This window comes from Vibrio sp. M260121 (genome assembly GCF_036533715.1).
Lineage (GTDB): Bacteria > Pseudomonadota > Gammaproteobacteria > Enterobacterales > Vibrionaceae > Vibrio.
In genome coordinates, this window is record NZ_JATABF010000025.1 from 1 (window position 1) to 22,265 (window position 22,265).

20 protein-coding genes and 1 other RNA gene are annotated in these 22,265 nt (G+C 44.1%); 9 read left to right on the forward strand and 12 right to left on the reverse strand.

Going from position 1 to position 22,265, the window contains the following annotated elements:
- Nucleotides 1-255: 255 nt before the first annotated feature.
- From QTO06_RS14355 to QTO06_RS14375, 5 genes are all read right to left on the reverse strand, one after another.
- Nucleotides 256-1,815, reverse strand: coding sequence for an AbgT family transporter (locus QTO06_RS14355; RefSeq protein WP_050905587.1), 1,560 nt, complete (start codon nucleotides 1,813-1,815; stop codon nucleotides 256-258).
- Nucleotides 1,816-2,102: 287 nt separating this feature from the next.
- A complete protein-coding gene (locus QTO06_RS14360; protein ID WP_331408637.1) occupies nucleotides 2,103-2,513 on the reverse strand; it encodes a type IV pilus modification PilV family protein in 411 nt (136 codons plus the stop codon).
- Nucleotides 2,503-3,798, reverse strand: a complete 1,296-nt coding sequence (locus QTO06_RS14365; protein ID WP_331408639.1) for a hypothetical protein — start codon at nucleotides 3,796-3,798, stop codon at nucleotides 2,503-2,505. The genes QTO06_RS14360 and QTO06_RS14365 overlap by 11 nt, the downstream gene beginning before the upstream one ends.
- The gene (locus QTO06_RS14370) at nucleotides 3,798-4,424 is read right to left on the reverse strand and encodes a PilW family protein (protein ID WP_047482223.1); all 627 of its coding nucleotides are present in this window, start codon (nucleotides 4,422-4,424) and stop codon (nucleotides 3,798-3,800) included. Before QTO06_RS14370 ends, QTO06_RS14365 begins: the two co-directional genes overlap by 1 nt.
- A 9-nt stretch (nucleotides 4,425-4,433) precedes the next feature.
- On the reverse strand, nucleotides 4,434-4,949 hold the full coding sequence (locus QTO06_RS14375) for a GspH/FimT family pseudopilin (RefSeq protein WP_331408641.1): 516 nt from the start codon (nucleotides 4,947-4,949) through the stop codon (nucleotides 4,434-4,436).
- Between the two features lie 103 nt (nucleotides 4,950-5,052).
- On the opposite strand from QTO06_RS14375, the gene QTO06_RS14380 reads away from it, so the two are divergent.
- Nucleotides 5,053-5,487, forward strand: a complete 435-nt coding sequence (locus tag QTO06_RS14380; protein WP_331408642.1) for a type IV pilin protein — start codon at nucleotides 5,053-5,055, stop codon at nucleotides 5,485-5,487.
- Between the two features lie 103 nt (nucleotides 5,488-5,590).
- On the opposite strand, the gene dnaJ is transcribed toward QTO06_RS14380, so the two are convergent.
- Nucleotides 5,591-6,739: a molecular chaperone DnaJ gene (gene dnaJ / locus QTO06_RS14385; RefSeq protein WP_005440230.1), complete on the reverse strand. Its 1,149-nt coding sequence runs from the start codon at nucleotides 6,737-6,739 to the stop codon at nucleotides 5,591-5,593.
- A 204-nt stretch (nucleotides 6,740-6,943) separates the two neighbouring features.
- A complete protein-coding gene (gene dnaK / locus QTO06_RS14390) occupies nucleotides 6,944-8,860 on the reverse strand; it encodes a molecular chaperone DnaK (protein WP_005440231.1) in 1,917 nt (638 codons plus the stop codon).
- Between the two features lie 326 nt (nucleotides 8,861-9,186).
- On the opposite strand from dnaK, the gene QTO06_RS14395 reads away from it, so the two are divergent.
- Nucleotides 9,187-9,546, forward strand: a complete 360-nt coding sequence (locus QTO06_RS14395) for a four helix bundle protein (protein ID WP_050918157.1) — start codon at nucleotides 9,187-9,189, stop codon at nucleotides 9,544-9,546.
- A 316-nt stretch (nucleotides 9,547-9,862) separates the two neighbouring features.
- Here QTO06_RS14395 and QTO06_RS14400 read toward each other — a convergent pair whose 3' ends face one another.
- Nucleotides 9,863-11,137, reverse strand: a complete 1,275-nt coding sequence (locus QTO06_RS14400; protein ID WP_010648318.1) for a dicarboxylate/amino acid:cation symporter — start codon at nucleotides 11,135-11,137, stop codon at nucleotides 9,863-9,865.
- A 419-nt stretch (nucleotides 11,138-11,556) separates the two neighbouring features.
- Nucleotides 11,557-12,153 (reverse strand): nucleotide exchange factor GrpE, encoded by a 597-nt coding sequence (grpE, locus tag QTO06_RS14405; RefSeq protein ID WP_005533732.1) that lies wholly within the window; start codon nucleotides 12,151-12,153, stop codon nucleotides 11,557-11,559.
- Between the two features lie 145 nt (nucleotides 12,154-12,298).
- Here grpE and nadK point away from each other — a divergent pair, with 145 nt between their 5' ends.
- The 4 genes from nadK to bamE all read left to right on the forward strand — a co-directional run bounded on the left by nadK (nucleotide 12,299) and on the right by bamE (nucleotide 17,168).
- Nucleotides 12,299-13,183: an NAD(+) kinase gene (nadK, locus tag QTO06_RS14410; protein ID WP_005533734.1), complete on the forward strand. Its 885-nt coding sequence runs from the start codon at nucleotides 12,299-12,301 to the stop codon at nucleotides 13,181-13,183.
- Nucleotides 13,184-13,419: 236 nt separating this feature from the next.
- Nucleotides 13,420-14,607 carry a DUF3103 domain-containing protein gene (locus tag QTO06_RS14415; protein ID WP_331408646.1) on the forward strand — a complete coding sequence of 396 codons (1,188 nt, stop codon included), beginning with the start codon at nucleotides 13,420-13,422 and terminating at the stop codon, nucleotides 14,605-14,607.
- Nucleotides 14,608-14,775: 168 nt separating this feature from the next.
- Nucleotides 14,776-16,440 carry a DNA repair protein RecN gene (gene recN / locus QTO06_RS14420; RefSeq protein ID WP_331408647.1) on the forward strand — a complete coding sequence of 555 codons (1,665 nt, stop codon included), beginning with the start codon at nucleotides 14,776-14,778 and terminating at the stop codon, nucleotides 16,438-16,440.
- 368 nt (nucleotides 16,441-16,808) lie between these two features.
- Entirely contained in the window at nucleotides 16,809-17,168 is a 360-nt protein-coding gene (gene bamE, locus QTO06_RS14425) for an outer membrane protein assembly factor BamE (RefSeq protein ID WP_005424693.1), read from the forward strand.
- 141 nt (nucleotides 17,169-17,309) lie between these two features.
- On the opposite strand, the gene QTO06_RS14430 is transcribed toward bamE, so the two are convergent.
- On the reverse strand, nucleotides 17,310-17,666 hold the full coding sequence (locus QTO06_RS14430; protein ID WP_045383397.1) for an RnfH family protein: 357 nt from the start codon (nucleotides 17,664-17,666) through the stop codon (nucleotides 17,310-17,312).
- A complete protein-coding gene (locus QTO06_RS14435) occupies nucleotides 17,656-18,099 on the reverse strand; it encodes an SRPBCC family protein (protein WP_038890695.1) in 444 nt (147 codons plus the stop codon). Before QTO06_RS14435 ends, QTO06_RS14430 begins: the two co-directional genes overlap by 11 nt.
- 118 nt (nucleotides 18,100-18,217) lie before the next feature.
- Here QTO06_RS14435 and smpB point away from each other — a divergent pair, with 118 nt between their 5' ends.
- The 3 genes from smpB to QTO06_RS14450 all read left to right on the forward strand — a co-directional run bounded on the left by smpB (nucleotide 18,218) and on the right by QTO06_RS14450 (nucleotide 20,543).
- On the forward strand, nucleotides 18,218-18,703 hold the full coding sequence (gene smpB / locus QTO06_RS14440) for an SsrA-binding protein SmpB (RefSeq protein ID WP_005424760.1): 486 nt from the start codon (nucleotides 18,218-18,220) through the stop codon (nucleotides 18,701-18,703).
- 68 nt (nucleotides 18,704-18,771) lie between these two features.
- Nucleotides 18,772-19,139: a transfer-messenger RNA gene (ssrA, locus tag QTO06_RS14445) on the forward strand.
- A gap of 165 nt (nucleotides 19,140-19,304) precedes the next feature.
- A complete protein-coding gene (locus tag QTO06_RS14450) occupies nucleotides 19,305-20,543 on the forward strand; it encodes an integrase domain-containing protein (RefSeq protein WP_140291916.1) in 1,239 nt (412 codons plus the stop codon).
- Nucleotides 20,544-20,620: 77 nt separating this feature from the next.
- Here QTO06_RS14450 and QTO06_RS14455 read toward each other — a convergent pair whose 3' ends face one another.
- Nucleotides 20,621-22,261, reverse strand: a complete 1,641-nt coding sequence (locus QTO06_RS14455) for a type I restriction-modification system subunit M (RefSeq protein ID WP_276462648.1) — start codon at nucleotides 22,259-22,261, stop codon at nucleotides 20,621-20,623.
- Nucleotides 22,262-22,265: the final 4 nt, after the last annotated feature.

Sequence of the window (22,265 nt, forward strand, 5' to 3'; positions counted from 1 at the left end):
ATGCGGGATGCGGGATGCGGGATGCGGGATGCGACTTATTTTGTTTTTCTAGGAGCACATTCTGTCAACGCTGTTTTAGCTGAGTTTCTTTCACTAATCTTTCAGTACACACTTCTCGATTTCTAAAGCGAAGCGTTCCCGACTCTCGAAGCGCAGCGTCCTGTAGGACAAAGTCCGTTCTTCAATTCCCGAAAACAAAAAAGCGCCAGTCTCTCGACCAGCGCTTTCTAAATTTACTAAATAGCTTCAGCGTTCTTACATTGTGTAAGTGTATGGCGCTTGAATACCTAGAGGAATATTTAGCATCCAGTAAACCACTAGGAAGATAGACCAGCCGATTAGCATTGCAATCGAGAATGGCATCATTAGCGATGCTAGCGTACCGATACCTGTCGACTTCACGTAACGTTGACAGTAAACCACGACTAGAGGGAAGAATACCATCAGAGGTGAAATGATGTTCGATACAGAGTCACCTACGCGGTAAGCCGCCTGAGATAGCTCAGGAGAGATACCCACAGCCATTAGCATAGGAACTAGGATTGGACCGATAAGAGCCCATTTCGCTGATGCAGAACCGATTAGAAGGTTTACAGAAGCTGTTAGAAGAATCATACCGATGATAGTTGCTTCACCAGGTAAGTTCATTGCTTTCAGACCTTCCGCACCGTAAAGCGCTAGCATCGTACCGATGTTTGATTGCGCGAATGCAGATAGGAACTGTGCACAGAAGAACGACATTACGATGTATGCGCCCATAGTAGACATAGTATCCGCCATCGCTTTGATGATGTCGTTACTTGTCTTGAACGTGCCTGAAACGCGACCGTAAACGTAACCCGGAATGATAAACAGGATGAAGATCAACGGAACGATAGACTTCATGATTGGCGCAGAGAACGCTGTGATTTCACCTTCAGGTGAACGCAGTGCAGAGTTTTCTGGGATAAGTGCCACAACAAGAAGTGCGATACCTGCCATCATAGCCCAACCAGCGTAACGGAACGCTTTAGACTCAAGCTCAGTGAAAGAACCTAGATCTGGTGCTTTCTCTGCGTCTTCGTCGATTGGAGTGTTCTTTAGGCGTGGTTCGATGATTTTCTCAGTTACGTACCAACCAATAGCAACAATGATTACTGAAGATAGACCAGTAAAGAAGATGTTCGCTAGTGGGTTAACCACGTACTCAGGGTCTAGAACCTGTGCAGCTGTTTGTGTGAAACCAGCCAATAGAGGGTCAATACCTGAAGGAATAAAGTTAGCAGAGAAACCACCTGATACACCTGCAAACGCTGCTGCGATACCCGCTAGAGGGTGACGACCTGCTGCGTGGAAGATGATACCACCAAGAGGAATAACCAGAACGTAGCCCGCATCCGCCGCTGTGTGCGATACGATTGCTACAAGAATTAGCATTGGAGTAAGAAGTTTTGCTGGCGTGAAGTTCAGCATCTTCTTAAGGCCAGTCGTGATGAAGCCAGAAGAATCGGCAACACCTACACCCAACATCGCTACAAGAACGATACCAAGTGGCGCAAAGCCAGTGAACGTTGTCACCATGTTAGCAAGAAAACTTGCCAGTGCTTCACCTGTTAGAAGGTTAGTAATAGTAAGAGCTTCGCCAGTTCGAGGGTTTAGAAGGTCGAAAGAAACATTCGACAAAAGTGCAGACGCAGCCCAAGTAATGATTAGTGCCCAGAAGAACAAAATCGCTGGATCAGGAATTTTATTACCTACTCGCTCGATAAAGTTCAGAAAGCGATCCATCCCGCTCGGCTTCGGTGACGGTGCCTTATTTACTGCTTGGTTACTCATGGTAACTCCATATGAATGATGTTGGTGCCATGGCCTATTTGAGTAATTATAACGGCCTATTTTCAACCGAGCATTCTATTAAATAGTCATTAAGAAAGCACAAGGTTCTACGCTTTTTTCCATATTTGGAGACATATTTTGCAAAAAAGCCATATCAATTAAACATAAAAAAACAGTAGCACACCATTCGCATTAACAGTTACAAAACCACCTATTAACCACCCAACCAAGCATAAAAATTGTCAATATTTACGATAAAAGCAATTGTACGAGAAATGCAAAACACCCTAGTTTTCGAACTCACTGTAACGCGAAATCATTGTTTTTAGCTCAATCGATTGCGTTTCCCCCATCCTATCTTTCCAGCTAGAAGTTATCGTGATGGTCTTGAGAGATCCGGAGCTCGTTGCTGCAGGCACTTCCCACTCAACGATATAAGATCCAGTAGCAGAAGATCCTGTTGCAATAGCAGCGAAACTGGCCGGTGTGATAGTAGACATTGCCTCAGAAGCACCTCGAGTGCGAAACCATTCGAGTTGATTTTCAGCTAAGCGTAATGCTTCCACACTTTGAATCGCGTAATCCGATTCACGTTCCATGTAAATTTGTAGCTTAGTTAAACCAAGTGCGCCAATACCAAGCAGCAGAAACGAAATCAGCACCTCGATTAAGCTAAAGCCTTTTTGTTTAGAGATCATTCCAAGAACCTTTTTTCCAACGGAAATAAATAATCGGATCAACGACCTCATCGATATTATCTCGGTTGAATGCAAAATTTAGAGAGTTAACAAAATAAGCACTATAGCCAGGGCTATCTAAAACTTGTCCCCCCGAAAAACTAAATGAGCCGCGCTGCAGGTAAACGACTTTATCTAGAGCAAGTGTGGGAAAGTTAGCAGCATCACCAAAATGATCTTTGGCCTCGAACAAGTTCCAATGCGTATCCAAATCTGTAAGTGTATTAGTCGTCAGTTGATAGAGCATGCCAGGGAATGTCATTGAGCCATGCACAGCAAAAATACCATCTTGAACCACAAGTAATATTGGCGCTTCCCCAGTAGCGGCAAAAGCTTCATTAAGATAATCAATGCCCCCTTTGATTGGTATCCCATCAGGATCAGTCTCATACTCTCCGGAGCCATTCTTTTTCGAGGAAGTAAACTCACAGGACCCATTAACCCAAATATGAGTTTTGCCTGCTGAAATTTTCTCCCCAACCTTCTTTCCACAATCGGTAACGATTTGGTTAGTTGAGTCGTCGTAATCAATCGCAGTAAAGCCCCAGCCTGATTTCACCGAGCTCCAGTTGCTGCGTTGCTCCCTAAAAATGTCGTAAAATGGCTCTAGATCTGCATCTTGAATAAAGTCCTCACCGTAACCTGAGTCAGAAGAGGTCACACTCATATGTTCTGATTTACAATCTATATTGTTGTGAACAAAATCAGCGTAAGGAGCAGAACCATGTATAACCCCTTGATTTGTAGCTCCGGCACGTGAGTGAAATGCATTCTTATAGCGAATAGCAACACACTCCCACCCACTTCCTACCAACTCGCCAGGATCTGGTGTTGAAAATGCGGAGCTACCATTTACGTATAAATCTGTACTACTTTTTAGAGCTCCGGACGCTCTTCCTCTTAAAAGAACAAGTTGTTTTTCAATGGCTCGGCTGGAGTTTGGTACAGGCTTACTTAACAGCTTATTGTCGGGTTCCAATGCTAATTGATGTAAACCTAAAGGCGTTTCACATCGGCTTGAAATTAGCGAAGCTGCAGAAGAAACATCCCCGGTACTTTGAACTAAAGAATAGAAACACTCCAATCCCCCCTCAGCACGCCAATGCTCTTGCCGCGCTTCAATTTGGTTATTGGCACGTTTGATCTGATAAAAAAGAGACTTGTAGCTACCAAGCGACATCATTAACGCAGCGACAAGTAATACACTGACAACCAGTAACGCTGCTGCACCTTGTTGTTTATTCATTATTGCCAGTTCCTTTGTTTCACAGTAAAGGACTGCTCCGTACGAATATTCGTCGCATCTTTCAATTCAGTCCCCAAGGTAACGGTTATTAAGGCACTCTTGGCGTCGGTGTTTTCTAGTACCTCACTCACAAGATCAAACCGATTAACGTGGATCGCCTTTTTGTCGAAGAGTGTGTTACACGTCCCTGTACCGGAGAGATTAGCCACATCATTGATATCCCATATAGTGGCTTGCTTCTTTTCACACACAAAGAGCGATTCAGGTGTGCCATCCCGTTGCTCATACACCACGTTTTTATACAAAGACGTAGCTCCAGAAACCCCAACGTTATAAACGTATGCAATAAGCCCAGAGTCAGCGCCACTAATGGTATAAAGTGTGTTACTTGCACCGGATATTTTGACCGAATTTCCATCGCTACCATCAAATCCTGCGCGCTGAATATCGCTCTTCATCATCTGCAGAACACTGGCCGTGTTTTGCAATAACATCAGCTCTTTAGAACGCTCCATCGCCACCTTTTGGCCACTGATATAAAGCGAACCGACAATAGCGAGAGAGATCAGCCCTAAAGAAGAAGCAATCATGAACTCAACGAGGCTGGCACCTTTTTGGTTAAACATATTCATCCCTTAAGAGCAGGTTGAGTACCCGAAGAACTCGGTATTGTTGTTATCACTACATACACGAACGCGAGCAGAAAGAGTGTGAGAGATGAGTTTGAGTGCTTTTGTAGATTCTCCTGCCGGATAAAATTTGATGTTGCCGGAAGAAGGACGACCATGAACGTCATCGAAACTGATTTGAGTCGATGAATAACTTGGCGTAACCACAATTCCGTTGTAAGCCTCTCCCGAAAATGACAACAAAACCGTACCTGCTCCTTCGGTTCCGTTATCAGTAAGTTCTATTCGCCAATTGCCATCACTTGATGAAGCCCCAGACATAATAATGTGGGCCCAGAGTCTTTCTCTGCGTAAAACCGCTTCCGACTTACCTTGAAGAACAAAACCGTGTAGCTCATCAGCTAAGCGCTGCATTTTGTTGGTTTCAAAAACATTTTGGAAAGATGGTGCTGCCGCCGCCAGTAAAACACTCATTACTGCGATGGTGATCAGAAGCTCCAACAACGTAAACCCGCGAGGCATTTCCCAAATTCCTATGCAAACGGCAAAAGGGCCGTAATTCATCTTGCGCTGATGCTATCACCTAAGAAAAATAGGCGAAAAAGTGAAAAGGGAACTACTCGTCATGATTCGAATTTCTGGTTGTAACGGATACAACAAACGATTTAGAGGGATGACATTGATCGAATTACTGATAGCCGTTGTGATCGTCGGTATCATTACTGCTATCGCCTATCCGTCTTATAGCAACCACAGTATCACTGCCCATCGCACCGTTGCGATCAGTGATATTGCTCGTCTTCAATTGGAACTCGAGACGTCTTATGACGGGGGCTATGACTGGAGTGGATTAGTATCTGGTGGGCATTGTACGATCTGCGATTCAGACTCAGACCGCTTTTCATTTAATATCGTCAGTTCAGCGACTTTAGCGTACAAAATTGAAGCGACAGCCAAGTCTGATTTAGGGCAAGATAACGACAGTTGCTTCACTGGCCAAGACAAAAAAATAACACTCACTTCAACCAACATTGAATCGCCAAGCGATTGTTGGAACTAGAGCGCATTTGCTTGCATCCATCAAGCTATCAAGCTATCAAGCGCTAAATACACAAAAGCCTGCATCGTTGCAGGCTTTTTATTGGATTCAGTTAACCACGCAATTAGCTGGTTAGGTCATCAAAGAACTTCTTCACACCGTTGAAGAAACCTTCTGATTTTGGCTTGTGCTTAGTTGCAGCATCGCCACCACAAGACTCATCAAACTCTTTCAGCAATTCTTTTTGACGAGAACTTAGGTTAACTGGAGTCTCAACCACTAGCTTAACGATTAAGTCACCCACACCGCCGCCACGAACGCCTTTCACACCTTTACCACGCATACGGAACATACGACCTGTTTGCGTTTCTGTAGGTACTTTAAGGTTCACACGACCATCTAGCGTCGGAACTTCAACTTCACCACCTAGAGCTGCCATAGCAAAGCTTACTGGCACTTCACAATATAAGTTGTTGCCTTCACGTTCAAAGATATGATGCTCTCTCACGTGAACTTGTACGTATAGGTCACCTGCTGGTGCGCCCATTTCTCCCGCTTCACCCTCGCCAGATAGACGAATACGGTCGCCAGTATCAACACCAGCTGGGATCTTAACGTTAAGTGTCTTAGTTTTCTGCTTACGACCTTGACCATGACATTCGTTACATGGGTCTTTAATGATCTTGCCTTTACCGTGACAGGTAGGACAGGTCTGTTGTACTGCAAAGAAGCCTTGACGCATCTGAACTTGACCGTGACCATGACAGGTACCACACGTTTCAGCTGACGAGCCTTTCTTCGCGCCACTACCATCACAGGTATCACAGTGTACAAGCGTAGGTACTTCGATCTCTTTTGATACACCACGAACCGCTTCTTCTAGCGACAGTTCCATGTTGTAACGTAGGTCTGCGCCACGTTGCGCGCGCTGCTGACCACCGCCACGACGGCCGCCACCAAAGATATCACCGAACACATCGCCAAAGATGTCGCCGAAATCAGCGCCACCGCCACCAAAACCGCCGCCGCCGAAGCCGCCACCGCCTTGTTCAAAAGCAGCATGGCCGTACTGATCGTACGCCGCTTTCTTTTGAGGGTCAGTGAGAATTTCATACGCTTCTTTTACTTCTTTAAACTTGTCCGCAGCAGACTCATCACCCTGGTTACGGTCTGGGTGGAATTTCATCGCTAGACGCTTGTACGCCTTTTTGATATCGCGCTCAGAGGCATCACGGCCTACGCCTAATACTTCGTAAAAATCACGTTTTGACATGTTCTTCGTCACCAATTAATTACTGCAAACGGCATGATTTACCGCTTGGTGTTTGTATCGTTCTAGGTAAGTGCACTCATTGCAAAATACTTAACTAGAAAGACAGCTTTGACAAACAGACGGGCGTAAGAGTTACCCCAAACGCCCGCACACAAAAGTCTTATCGACTCTAGGCGACCATAGGCCGCCTAGTTAGAAATAATATTATTTCTTGTCGTCTTTAACTTCTTCGAACTCAGCATCAACTACGTCGTCTTCTTTAGACTGTTGAGCATCAGCGTCAGCACCTTGTGCTTGTTGCGCTTGAGCTTGTTGTTGAGCGATTTCCATTAGCTTTTGAGCTGCCGTCATTAGCGCTTGAACTTTAGCGTCGATCGCTTCTTTGTCATCGCCTTTACGTGCAGTTTCTAGCTCAGAGATAGCTGCTTCAATCTTCTCTTTCTCTTCTGCAGGTAGCGCTTCACCAGCTTCTTCTACTTGCTTACGAGTACCGTGAATCATTTGGTCAGCTTGGTTACGTGCAGTCGCTAGCTCTTCGAACTTTTTGTCCGCTTCTTTGTTAGCTTCTGCTTCTTGAACCATTTTCTCGATGTCTTCGTCGCTTAGACCGCCAGAAGCTTGGATAGTGATCTTCTGCTCTTTACCAGTCTGCTTGTCTTTCGCCGAAACGTGTAGGATACCATCCGCATCTAGGTCGAAAGTAACTTCGATTTGTGGCATACCACGTGGTGCAGCTTGGATACCTTCTAGGTTGAATTGACCTAGAGATTTGTTGAAAGACGCTTGCTTACGCTCACCTTGAAGAACGTGGATAGTTACCGCGCTCTGGTTGTCTTCTGCTGTAGAGAAAACTTGGTTCGCTTTAGTTGGGATAGTCGTGTTTTTCTCAACTAGCTTAGTCATTACGCCGCCCATTGTCTCGATACCTAGAGACAGTGGAGTAACGTCTAGTAGAAGTACGTCTTTAACGTCACCAGCAAGTACACCACCTTGAACTGCAGCACCCATTGCTACTGCTTCATCAGGGTTTACATCGCGGCGAGCTTCTTTACCGAAGAACTCAGCAACTTTCGCTTGAACCATAGGCATACGAGTCTGACCACCAACTAGGATTACGTCAGTGATGTCGTTTACAGATAGGTCAGCGTCAGCTAGAGCAACTTTTAGTGGTTCAAGAGAACGTTGTACTAGGTCTTCAACTAGAGATTCTAGTTTCGCACGAGTCACTTTCACGTTCATGTGCTTAGGACCAGTCGCGTCTGCAGTCACGTAAGGTAGGTTTACGTCAGTTTGAGAAGTAGAAGAAAGCTCGATCTTCGCTTTTTCTGCTGCTTCTTTAACACGTTGCATCGCTAGTGGATCGTTCTTAAGGTTGATACCTTGCTCTTTGTTGAACTCGTCTACTAGGTAGTTGATTAGACGCGTATCAAAGTCTTCACCACCAAGGTGAGTGTCACCGTTAGTTGCTAGAACTTCGAACGTTTTCTCGCCTTCAACTTCATCGATTTCGATGATAGAGATATCGAATGTACCACCACCAAGGTCGTATACCGCGATAGTGCGGTCGCCGCCTGACTTGTCTAGACCGTATGCTAGAGCAGCCGCTGTTGGTTCGTTGATGATACGTTTAACTTCTAGACCTGCGATACGGCCAGCGTCTTTTGTTGCTTGACGTTGAGCATCGTTAAAGTAAGCAGGAACTGTGATAACTGCGCCAGTTACTTCCTCACCTAGGAAGTCTTCAGCAGTTTTCTTCATTTTCTTCAGGATTTCAGCTGAAACTTGAGGAGCAGCCATTTTTTGGCCTTGCGCTTCTACCCAAGCATCACCGTTGTCAGCCTTAACGATTTTGTAAGGCATGATTTCGATGTCACGTTGAACTTCTTCGTCTTCAAAACGACGACCAATTAGACGCTTAATTGCAAATAGCGTGTTAGTTGGGTTTGTTACTGCTTGACGTTTAGCAGGTTGGCCTACTAGCGTTTCGCCATCCGTGTATGCAACAACAGATGCGGTTGTACGCTCGCCTTCTGCGTTTTCAATTACGCGTGGCTTGTCACCGTCTAGAACAGCAACACAAGAGTTAGTAGTACCTAAGTCAATACCAATGATTTTACCCATCAGGCTATCTCCGAATAAATTCTATTTTCGTTTTGCTATATCCCCTATGTGGGGACGTAGAATCGGGTTTCAACCCTTACTCACAAACTAAAATAATGTTGTTTGCTTCTCTTATGCCCAATAGATAAGGGCTGCAAATGGCTTTTCAAGGGAGAGAGCAAAAAAAATTGAAAAAAGTTGCGCAAAAGAAGAGATGCGGGATGCGGGATGCGGGATGCGGGATGCGGGATGCGGGATATACTCAATATAAGCTCCCAATAACTAACACCAATTCCATACACGCAGCGTAAATTCAAATTCAATACTCATTACTTTTGAAAGTGATAATGAAATATCAAAACTTAGATGTTTGGAAAATGAGCTTTACGTTGTGTAAGCATACCTACCAAGCAGTAGAGCACATCAAAGATTATGCGTTTAAAGATCAGATTCGTCGTTCTTCACTCTCAGTACCAAGCAATATCGCCGAAGGTATTGAAAGAGGCAGTCCAAGAGAAACCGCTTACTTCCTTAACGTAGCAAAAGGCTCAACTGGTGAGCTCAAAACTCAAATTCTACTCGCCTATGAGTTTAAATATATCAGCCAGTGTGACCGCGATGCACTTTGTGAGAAATGTGAACGTATCTCCCGCATGCTCTATTCCTTAATTGCCAAGCACAAAAACCAAAGCAGCACTAATCTATAGCACTACGCTCCACAGGATTAAGTCTGTTTCCTGATGCTTCGCGAATTTTACTAATAACCGCTATGTGTGTTCTTGCAAACGAGATTCTTAACAATGCTCCTTGGTCGCTTTCGGGAATGATACTGAGTAAGTGCAGAGCTATTTTCTCGTCATACTCAAGAGTGAGGCTCGAACAAGTCGGGGATCAAATTATCTCCCTCTCAAATCTCGGAGCGCAGCGTTCCATAGGACGAAGTCCGTTCCCGGAGCGTCTCTAAAAAGAAAAAGCGAGGCCCTTAGACCTCGCTTTGAATTCGATTGAGTGAGCAATTATCAATTATGCACTTGCTTGTGCAGGCTCAGCATCCACGATTTCTTCTTTACCAATCTCGCCTTCAGACTTAGCAACAATCGTGTTTACTGCAGTGTCGCCGACTACGTTAGATGATGTACAGAACATATCGTTAATACGGTCAACCGCAGCAACAATTGCTAGACCTTCTGGTGGTAGACCCAATTGGTGAAGGATAACACCAACCATTACTACACCACCGCCAGGAACACCGCCAGCACCGATAGACAGTAGCAGAACCGTAAAGCCTAGAGTCACTAGGTCAGATACCGCGATAGGCTGACCAAATGCGTTTGCACAGAATACCGCTGCGATTGCGATGTAGATTGAAGCACCTGCCATGTTCATCGTAGCGCCCAGTGGTACACCAAAACCAGCTACCGACTTAGACACACCAATCTTGTCCGTAAGAGTGCGCATCGTTACTGGAATCGTCGCGTTTGAGCTTGCTGTAGATAGAGAGAACAGCACTTGCTCACGCGTTTTACGAGAGAACTCACGCGCAGAAATACCTGTAAACATTTGAACCGCTAGTGGGTAAACAACGAAGATCCAAAGCACCAGCATTGAAACCACAAGAGCAACATAACCTGCTACCGATGCAAGCGTTCCTGCATCCAGTGTTGCGCCAAGTTGAATCATCAGAGCGAATACACCGTATGGCGCAAGGCTCATCACAAGGCCAATCAGCTTCATCATGATTTCGTTCGCCATCTTAAAAGTACGAACCGCAGGGCCGCCTTTTGAGTCAAGCGCTTGGATAGCAAGACCTGTCAGAATTGCCATAAAGATGATTTGTAGCATGTCGCCATTTGCAAACGCCTGTACCGGGTTGCTCGGAACGATGTTCACAACCATAGAGAAGATATCCGGCGTTTCTGTTGACTTAAGTGCCACAGAGTCAGAAATCGTACCCGCTAGGTTTGCGCCAGCACCAGGCTGAACAATCATAGCAACAGTAAGAGCAGCAATAATCGCAACGACGGTATTCAAAATGTAAAGAGTAAAGGTTTTACCACCTAAGCGACCAAAAGAACGAATGTCTTTAAGCTCAACAATGCCACATACAATTGATACATAAACCAAAGGAACAACCAGAAGTTTAATCAGCGAAACGAACATGCCGCCTGCCCCTTCTGCCGTACCTAGGATATAGGTATCAAAAATCGCAATACCGCTAAATAAGTACTGAATAGCTGTACCCAGCACAAGGCCGGCGAACAAACCAATAAAAATCTTACTAGAAAGCGATTTATCCATCATAAATCTCCGAAATGTTGTGTTTGCTATTTATATTTTTATAGTTACATCTACTGATTTTTACGGCAGACCTCGCAAATAATACACACCAGAGTTACAAAATAAAGACTTTCTTTACAGAAATGTTAATGGGCAACATTAAAAGTAAATCACTAGATCCACATTCATATTCAGAATTAAATCTCGAAGGCAAGTCAGAACAGCCACTTATAGACACAGCATTCCATAAGTAAGCAATATAAAGAAAGGATGTATCCTATAAGAAAAATATTTCCCAATAAGAAAAACTTTGAAGAGGATCAAATTTCAAATTCATCGCATATTCAGAGGAGTGAATATGCTAAGGACATGTTTGAAACAAAAACGCCCGCTATTCAATAGCGGGCGTTTTAATATATTTATATCAATGGGTTAACTGATTACTTAGCAACCATAACCATTGCAGGACGTACAACACGGCCGTTTAGCTCGTAGCCTTTTTGCATCACAAACATCACTGTGTTCGAGTCGTGATCTGGGCTCTCTTGAATAGACATCGCTTGGTGGAATTCAGGGTTGAATGCTTCACCTTCTGGGTTGATCTCTTTCAAACCAAATTTCGATACTGCGTCTACAAATGTCTTGTGTGTTAACTCAACACCTTCAAGAATTGGCTTAACCACTTCGTGCTCTGCATCTGCAGCTTGGATTGCACGCTCTAGGTTATCGATAACTGGAAGTAGTTCTTCAGCGAATTTGTTCAGAGCGTACTTACGAGCTTTATCGATTTCTTGCTCAGTACGACGACGCATGTTTTCTACTTCAGCTTTAGCGCGAAGAACCGCATCTTGCTGGTCTTTCACTTTTGTTTCGCTAGACAGTAGTGCTGCTTCTAGTTGAGCAATCTTAGCGTCTTTCTCATCACCAATGTCTTCAAGTTCTGCTTCAGCTTCTTGTGCTGCCGCTTCTACTTTCTCCGCTTCTTCGATGATTTGATCAAGCTCTTCTTCTGTAACTTTGTTTTCTTCGTTGCTCATGATATCTCCAGAATTCAACTTAATGTCCTTAAAGCCACTCACGTTTTGTGGGCTTTAACCACATAAAAATTCGCATATTTAGGTAACTTGCCATTATTATGGGGATGAAGATTCCTGATTCAAGCCTCTTTAATGCGGAAATGCTATGAAAAACCCATGTAACGTGATCGCGATTATCGGAAAACCACGAGATCAGCAGGCAATTCAAACTCATAGAGAGTTGTACGAATGGCTGACATCCGAAGGTTACCAAGTGTTTATCGATGATCGCCTTGCTGCAATTTTAGACGAAATCCCGCAAAGCCAATTTGCTAGCCTCGTTGAACTGGGTAAAAACGCGGATCTCGCTATCGTTGTTGGCGGTGATGGTAACATGTTGGGCGCTGCGCGTATTTTGTCGCGCTTTGACGTGGCCGTCATCGGTGTAAACCGTGGTAACTTAGGCTTCTTAACGGACTTAAATCCGGACGACTTCAAAGAAGCATTGAAGGCTGTACTGAAAGGCGAGTACATTGAAGAAGAGCGCTTTTTGTTAGAAGCAGAGATTCATCGCCACGGACAAATCAAAAGCCACAACGCGGCCTTGAACGAAGCAGTGCTTCACCCAGGGCAAGTAGCACACATGATTGAATTTGAAGTCTACATCGATGACAGCTTTGCGTTTTCCCTACGTGCTGACGGCTTGATCGTATCGACCCCAACAGGTTCGACTGCCTACTCGCTTTCTGGTGGTGGTCCAATTCTGTCACCAAGCTTAAACGCGATATCTTTGGTGCCAATGTTTCCACATACCCTTTCAAGCCGACCACTAGTGGTGGATGGTAAGCGCCGTATTAAGCTGATCGTGTCACCAGAAAACCGCGGCACACAAGAAGTGAGCTGTGACGGGCAAGTCTCTCTACCAGTGTCTCCAGGCGATGAAATTCATATCTATCAGAGCCCAAACGTTCTCAAGCTGATCCACCCGAAGGACTACAGCTACTATCACGTACTAAGAAATAAGCTTGGCTGGTCAAGCAAACTGTTTTAGCAATAAAGGTTGGTGTGAAAGCATCAACCTTTTTTCTTCTCTGCCATAAAAGCCTCTTGTAAAAGCCAAACGACATTCAATCAAGCAACGTTAAAATTAATTTTATAAATTTAGATCTTGTGTGCAAAATTTATACAAACCTTAACGCTCGAATTGAATGCTCGATGTCCGGTGATATTCTCGCCATGAATAGAATATAAACTCTATTTCATACCAGTTATCTCAAAGGACGCATTATGAAAAAAACAATTATATTGTCCGCTCTCAGTACGTTAGCGCTTATGGGCTGCCAATCTGAGGAGGCAAAGGTTACCGATATTTCAAACGCAAAAGCCGAGGACATCACCAACACTAAACGAGCGTTGGCACAACAACTCAGTGAGAGCTACACCGACATAGAACCGATGCTGCGCCGAGACATCACCGCAGAGCACATCAATGTCCCTGTTTCTTCTTTTGTTGAACAAACTCCCCTATCAGCTTTCAGTAAACAACTTGTGCAAGCCGATACACAAATTCGCTCATGGAAAGGCATTTCAGAATACTCAGAACAGCTTCTCGAAGTTCGCCTTGCAAATGAAGAGATGCTAGATGTATGGCAAGAAGGCAAAATTAGCCCCCTATTTGCTTTTGAACCAAGTGGTGATGATGAGCAATGGCAATACATCGAAGCGTACGATGTCTATGGTCAAATCCATCAGTTGGACGTCTATCAACTTCCTGACGTGCCGGTTTTGGTTATTGATAACAATAGCTCAGCAGAACTCAAAGCTGGCCTGCAAGCCATGCAAGCAGAGATGAAAAGCTTAGGCCAAGCAACCATGGTCCAGCCATATCTATCCGATAACCAGCGAGCTAATGCCCCTCTTCTGGCTAGTGCAGCAAGCTCCACTCAACCAATTCAAACCACGCAACTTAAGAAGATTCGTCTTTCAGATGATCAAGAACCTTGGATCTCGGGTAAAGCAGAAATCTACGCCATCGTTACTGGCGTCAATCCAAGCCGTGACGAGCCAGCGTTAGATTTGGTCGAACTTCCATATTTGGATTACGACAATCAAGATTACTATCCGAACCAAATCATCATTCACTGGTCTCGTTACCGTTGGGGGGCGGCGGATATCGTCTTAATGGAGCAAGATGACGGCACCGATTACAAACAGTTAGCTAAGCTGCTTGTTCAGGTTGCAGAAGAAGTTCTGAAGGCAATTCCAGATCCAGAAGTACAGGCTTACGCCATTATTCCTCAAATCACGAACAAAATTATCGATGCGATCCCTGATGGAGCACTCACCAACGATGATGATTTTGTCGATGTTTACTACACGCTGATGCAAGACACTTCTTATGTCGACCATCCAGGTGCTGGCGTCAACGCAGTGGTTACTTTAGAGCCGCTCACAATTAACCCAACTCGCCCGTAACTTGTTCAATTTAAATAGGTCGTTGCATTTTCTGCGACCTATTTTTCCCTTCTCCCTCACAAAAAATCGCTTCTTTGAGAAAAAATACCTAACCCACCTTTACTGTATAAAGAAACAGTATATACTGTTTTCTTATACAGTATTGTTCAGTTATACAGGTAAATAAAAATGCTGGCTCATCTAAGTGTTAATAATTTTGCGATTGTTAAATCTTTACAGCTCGAGCTTTCAAAGGGCATGACCACCATCACAGGTGAAACAGGCGCAGGTAAATCTATTGCAATTGATGCTTTAGGTCTTTGTTTAGGCGGGCGTGCCGATGCAGGCATGGTGCGACAAGGCGAAGAAAAAACAGAAGTCAGCGCTGCCTTTTTACTGGACAACAATCTACACGCAACGCGTTGGCTAGAAGATAACGACCTGCTGGATGGCAGCGAATGTATCTTGCGTCGCATCATCACTAAAGAAGGACGCTCTAGAGCCTTCATCAACGGCAGCCCAGTCCCACTTTCACAACTCAAATCTCTTGGGCAGTTGTTGATCAACATCCATGGACAGCACGCCCATCATCAACTGATGAAAAGCGAGCATCAAATGGCCATGCTTGACCAATATGCAGGACATTTAAACCTACTCAAAAGCACACGAAGTGCTTACCAGCATTGGCGTCAGGCAGACAATAACCTTAAGCAACTAAAAGAGAACAGCCAGCAAAACCAGGCGCAGAAACAGTTGCTTGAATACCAAATCAAAGAACTGAATGAGTTATCGCTAGGTGAAGAAGAATTTGCAGAGCTCGAGCAAGAGCACAAACGACTGTCCAACAGCGGTGAACTTGCCGCTACCTGCCAGCAAGCCATCGAACTTATTTACGAAGGTGAAGAAGTCAATGCGCTTGGTATTTTGCAATCGGCCAATCACTCCCTAATCCAATTAGCGGAATTAGATGAGAAATTAGCTGAACTACCAAACATGCTGTCAGAGGCAATGATCCAGCTAGAAGAAACCAAAAACGAACTTCGCAGCTACCTTGACGGCATCGATGTCGATCCAGGTCGCATGGCTTATGTCGAAGAACGCTTTTCTAAAGTGATGTCGATGGCTCGCAAACACCATGTGATGCCTGATGAGCTATACCAGCACCACCAAGATCTACTGGCACAAATCGAAGCACTAGATTGCTCGAATGAACGCTTAGATGAGTTAGAACAAGAAGTGGAGCAGAAATACCAAAGCTTCTTAACCCAAGCAGAAAAACTGCACAAATCACGCAGCCGCTATGCTAAAGAATTGAACAAGCTGATCACCCAAAGCATGCACGAATTAAGCATGGAAAAGGCTGTGTTCAGCATCGAAGTGAACAACGAAAACGCGCATCCATCTCCACTAGGCATGGACAGCGTATGCTTCTTGGTTTCAACCAACCCAGGCCAACCGTTACAACCTATCGCTAAAGTCGCGTCTGGCGGTGAGCTATCACGTATCTCCTTAGCGATCCAAGTGATCACAGCGCAGAAAATTGACACACCAAGCTTGATCTTTGACGAAGTGGATGTAGGTATCAGTGGTCCAACAGCAGCTGTTGTCGGCAAGATGCTGCGCAAACTGGGCGAATCAACTCAAGTAATGTGTGTAACCCACTTGCCGCAAGTTGCTGGCTGCGGTCACCAGCAAATGTTTGTAGCCAAACACACCAAAGGCGGCCAAACTGAAACACAAATGCGCTCACTAGATGAAGAACAACGCGTGGCAGAACTCGCTCGCCTACTTGGTGGCAGCCAAATCACTGACTCTACATTGGCAAACGCAAAAGAACTGCTTATCGCGGCTTAACAGATCGGCAAGGGATGAGAAATGGATATCAGAGCAATCAACAAAACCAACTGCTTAGATCTTGTCCCTATTTTTGTTGAGTTGGAGCGATACTCTACTTGAGTTTTCACAAGCCAAATAATCGCTGAACTTTCTCCTTTATTGGCCTGACAAAAATGCCATTATTGTGCGTGACAAACTGTTCAGCTCTCGGTTTAAGCGAATTTGTGAGTCATGTTCCGTCATTTAGCGTGCAATATCGACGAATAAATGCAACTCAACTCAAAATTCGTTGTCAGATTTCCTACCATACGACGCATAGCTTTTTACATCTGCGTCGAGCTTGTTTATTATCAGCGCAGTATTTTAAAGGTTACTAAGAAATTATTATGCAATTAAAGAAGTGGTTAGTTGCCGTACCATTAGCAATGACATTGCTGACAGGATGTTCGGTATTGGAAAAACTGGTTTATCGTATTGATATCAACCAAGGCAACTATGTAGAACAAAGTGCGGTTGATAAATTAAAGTTTGGGATGACTAAAGCACAGGTTCGCTACGTTCTTGGTTCACCTATGTTGGTTGAAAATGGCTACCCAAATACGTGGTACTACATTTACCACCACACTCCAGGTCACGGTGAATCAGTGCAAAAAGATCTTATCGTTAACTTTAACGACCAAGGCACATTGGCAGACATCACTGGTGACTACCCGAAAAGCGATGCGTTTTACGAGAAGATTCAGTAAACAACCTTTATTTTCGCAGTATTCCTAAAGCCTCCGCACGGAGGCTTTTTTATTTCGGCTGGCACGCACAGAGCGAGAAAAGTAAGCTCTAAAAACAACAAAACCTCCCAGTTGAGAGGTTTTGTTTTATATCTTCAGGCATTATTCCGCTGATTTTCTCAAAGCGTTTGGCTTACCACCCGTCACTGGGTCTGCATTGCCAACCACTTTTGCTTGCTCAGCTCGTTTACGACGAATCTCTTTTGGATCCGCCAATAATGGACGGTAAATTTCGATTCGGTCTTTGTCTCGAACCGTCACATCTAGTCGAACGTTGCGGCTATAAACACCCACTTTGTTCTTCTTCAAATCAATCTCAGGGTACAATTCAAGCACACCAGACTGACGAATAATCTCTTCAACAGTGGCATGGTTATTCACCACCAAGTTAAACACTCGCTGCTCTTGAGGTAAGGCATACACCACCTCAACGTGAATCATGTCCGACTCAATACTCATAGCACTCGTACACCTGTTTCGCTCGATTGGTAAAAGCATTCACCATGTTACTGGTGAGCTCGTTGAAAATCTTGCCGAAAGCCATCTCGATCATTCTGCTTGAGAATTCAAACTCAAGCTTGAGCTCCACTTTACACGCTTGCTCGTCAAGCGCCGTAAAGATCCAGCCACCACGCAATGTCTTAAATGGTCCATCAACCAAGTTCATCATGATAGCCTGGCCTGGAATAAGCTCGTTAGACGTGGTGAATGTCTTGCTGATACCTGCTTTTGCTACATCGACAGAAGCCACCATACCCTCGCCCGAAGACTCAATGATTCGTGAACCTGAACAACCAGGTAGAAACTCAGGATACTTCGAAACATCATTGACCAGATCGAACATCTGCTCTGCACTAAAAGACACCAAAGCAGAACGGCTGATTTGCTTCATACACACTCCTATCGATACGCGTACATGTTTAAGGCTTGTGCCAATTTTACTTTTATTCCACGATAGCGCAAATAAAAGGATTTCCTAACGTATATCCAACCCGTATAATGAGGCCATTATGGTAAAGAAAAAATCAAAGCAAAAAGCGGGTAGCAACACTATCGCGCTTAATAAAAAAGCTCGCCACGAATACTTCATTGACGATGAAATTGAAGCCGGCATGGAGCTACAAGGCTGGGAAGTGAAAGCACTTCGCCAAGGCAAAGCCAATATCGCTGAAAGCTACGTTTTCATGCGTGACGGTGAAGCTTTTGTCAGCGGGATGACGATCACTCCTCTTAACCAAGCTTCTACTCACGTTGTCGCAAACCCTACGCGCGTGCGCAAACTATTGATGAGTCGTCGTGAACTCGACAACCTTCTTGGTCGCATCAACCGTGAAGGTATGACGCTAGCCGCGTTGTCACTATATTGGTCTCGCTCTTGGGTGAAGATCAAAATCGGTGTTGCGAAAGGTAAAAAGCTTCACGACAAACGTACCGATCTGAAAGAAAAAGATTGGGCTCGTGAAAAAGCACGCGTGATGAAGAGTTCACTGCGTTAAACTTGACCACTTAGACGCATAGTACTGGACAGCCTAGGCTTTTCTGTTACTATGCCGATATTACCTCTGGGGCTGATTTAGGATTCGACGGGAATTCAGAAGTCTGAGGTGCATGCCGAGGTGCGGTAGGCCTCGTTAACAAACCGCAAAAAAATAGTCGCAAACGACGAAAACTACGCACTAGCAGCTTAATAACCTGCTCAGAGCTCTCTCGCCCTAGCTTCCGCACGTAAGACGGGGACCAACGAGGGATCAAACCCAAACGCGCTAGCCCGGATTCTCCCGCCTGAGAGATGAACGGCGAATTATAATTCAGGATAGTCATTTACTAGCGTGTCGGTTCGCAGGTGGGTGGTGAATTTAAAGATCGACTAAGCATGTAGTACCAATGATGAAAGGTTTTCGGACGCGGGTTCAACTCCCGCCAGCTCCACCAACTCAATAAACTAAGACGTCCCATGACGTCTTTTTTTATGTCTTCAACAACAAAAAATCAATAGCTTAGCGTCTATTAACATCTCATAGCATCCCACAACATCTTTGACTTTTAGTAACCGCTGTAGTAACCATAGATTATGGACACTAACTAATGGTTACTACGATGCCTAGAATCACGAAACCTTTAACTGCAACAGAAGTTAAAAACGCAAAACCCAAAGAAAAAGAATATCGTCTTTCTGACGGACAAGGACTGCAACTCCGTGTACTCCCAAGTGGTTCTAAGCAGTGGCAGCTCAATTATTACCGTCCAACAAATGGAAAACGAGCTAATTTCAACTTAGGTCGACATCCAGAGATTAATCTCGCACAGGCAAGAAAAAATGCTTTACTTGCAAAAGAGCTAATTGCACAAGGTATAGACCCTCAAGAAGAGCAAAAGAGAAAGCAGCAAGAGTATAAAGAGGTTCACGAGCACACCTTTGCAAACGTAGCAAAGGAATGGTTTGAAATTAAAAAAGATTCGGTTACTCCAGACTACGCTACCGATATCTGGCGATCTCTAGAGCTTCATATTTTCCCTTACTTAGCTGAAACACCTGTTAAGGATATCACCGCTCCACTAGTCATTGAGCTGTTAAAGCCTATCGAGGCTAAAGGTAGTTTAGAGACAGTCAAACGTCTATCTCAGCGTCTCAATGAAGTGATGAACTTCGCCACCAACTGTGGGCTGGTTCAAGCTAATCCATTAACTGGCATCAAAGCCGCTTTTAAGAAGCCCAAAAAAGAAAATATGGCAGCGTTAAAACCAGCAGAGTTACCAGAGCTTATGGGAGCTATTGCAAATGCCAGTATCAAACGAACTACTCGTTGTTTATTGGAATGGCAATTGCACACTATGACTCGTCCTGCTGAAGCTTCTGGTGCTAAATGGTGTGAAATTGATATTGATGAAAAAGTTTGGACCATACCAGCAGAACGAATGAAGAAGCGCAGAGAGCACCGTATCCCACTCACAGAACAAGCTATAGAGTTACTTGACGTAATGAAACCAATTAGTGGGCATAGAGAGTTTATTTTCCCTTCTGATCGAGACCCTAAGAAACCATGTAATAGCCAAACAGCGAATATGGCCCTAAAACGCATGGGATTTGCAGGAAGGCTAGTTAGTCATGGGCTACGCTCACTAGCAAGTACAACCCTCAATGAACAAGGATTTGAAGCCGATTTGATTGAGGCTGCTTTAGCTCACATCGATGATAATCAGGTCCGCAGTGCATACAACCGTACAGACTACCTAGAACGCAGAAAACCAATGATGTGCTGGTGGAGCGGGCATATAGGAGAGGCTGCCAAAGGCAGTCTCTCAGTAACTGGTATGAGGCAATTGAAGGTTGTTTAAATTTAACTAACGACAGAAAAAACAAAGGCTGCATCACTTTATTGTGTATGCAGCCCGTAATAGGTTGAAAATTATTGCTACCTAGGCAATGGAGGCAAACCTAGCTCTTTGAGGAAGCTGTTATGTTTGTCTAAAGCCTCATTGATGTCTTTCTCAATGTTCACTAACTTCTGGTGCTCCGCTTCTAAATTCACTTTAGGTTCAGCTTTAGCCGTACTTACGTATCGCGAGATATTTAAATTGAAATCATTCTTCTCGATCTCTTCCATTGAGACTCGACGAGAATAGCGTTCCTCTTGATCTCTAAATCTATACGTATCGACTATCTTTTGAATGTCTTCTGGGCGAAGCTTATTCTGGCGTTTACCTTTTTCGAAGTTCTCTTCATCACTAGCGTTGATAAACAAAACATCATCATACTTCTTACATTTTTTGAGCACTAAAATGCAAACAGGGATACCTGTTGAAAAGAACAGATTAGAAGGTAAACCGATAACAGTATCAATGTGCCCATCTTTTAATAGCTTACTGCGTATGCGTTGCTCAGCCCCACCTCTAAACAAGACACCATGAGGCAAGATAATAGCCATAGTACCTTCGTCACTTAAAAAGTGGAAACCATGCAGTAGAAAAGCAAAATCAGCCGCTGATTTAGGGGCGATGCCGTGATTCTTGAAACGAAAATCTTCTTTAAATTCAGCTTTATCTGACTCCCATCGATAACTAAATGGTGGATTTGCAACTACAGCGTCGAATTTCATCTTTTTGGCTGGATTCTTTTCATTGAGAATATCCCAATCATTAATCAACGTATCACCATGAAATATATCAAATTCAGTATCTTTTACTCCATGGAGCAACATGTTCATGCGAGCTAAGTTATAAGTGGTGATATTTTTTTCTTGTCCATAAATCTTACCGATGCTACCACCAGCAGAGGTGATATGCTTACGCACATTTAATAGCAAAGAACCGGAGCCACATGCAAAGTCTAATACTCGATTTAAGTTCTTCTTTTTCCCCATCTTGGGTTCTTGACTGTCTAATGTGACAATTTCCGACAGGATGGTTGATATTGGTTGCGGGGTATAAAACTCACCAGCCTTTTTACCACCATTGGCAGCAAACTCGCCGATAAGGTACTCGTAAGCATCGCCTAAAATATCAGTATCAGTCGAGAACTGAGCAATACCTTCAGAAACCTTTTGGATAATAGTACATAGCTTTGCATTGCGATCTGATGGCTTTTTTCCTAACTTCTCTGAATTCAAATTGATCTCGGAGAACAAGCCTTGAAAGCTGCTATTGAAGCTTTCATTTTCAATGTAGTTAAACCCTTCCTCTAGCGTTTTGAGTAATTCATCATCTTGAAGCCTAGCCATTTCAGCGATACTTGACCAAAGATGCTCAGGCTTAATAATGTAATGCAATTTACGGCGCATTTGCGTTTCAAAAAACGAGACGTCATCAGGGTTTTCGTCATACCACACTTCCAAAGGGTTAGACATATTTAGATCCCTAAGAACATCTTTAGGTAAATCAAGGTAGTCTTTTCCTAACTCTTTCTTAGCTGCCGCTTCAAAGTTATCAGATAAGTAACGTAAAAACAGGAAAGAAAGCATATAGTCACGAAAATCATCAGCATTCATCGCACCACGCAAAGTGTCCGCGATATCCCACAGAGTTTTACCTAACTTGTTTAATTGTTCTTGAGTCATAACT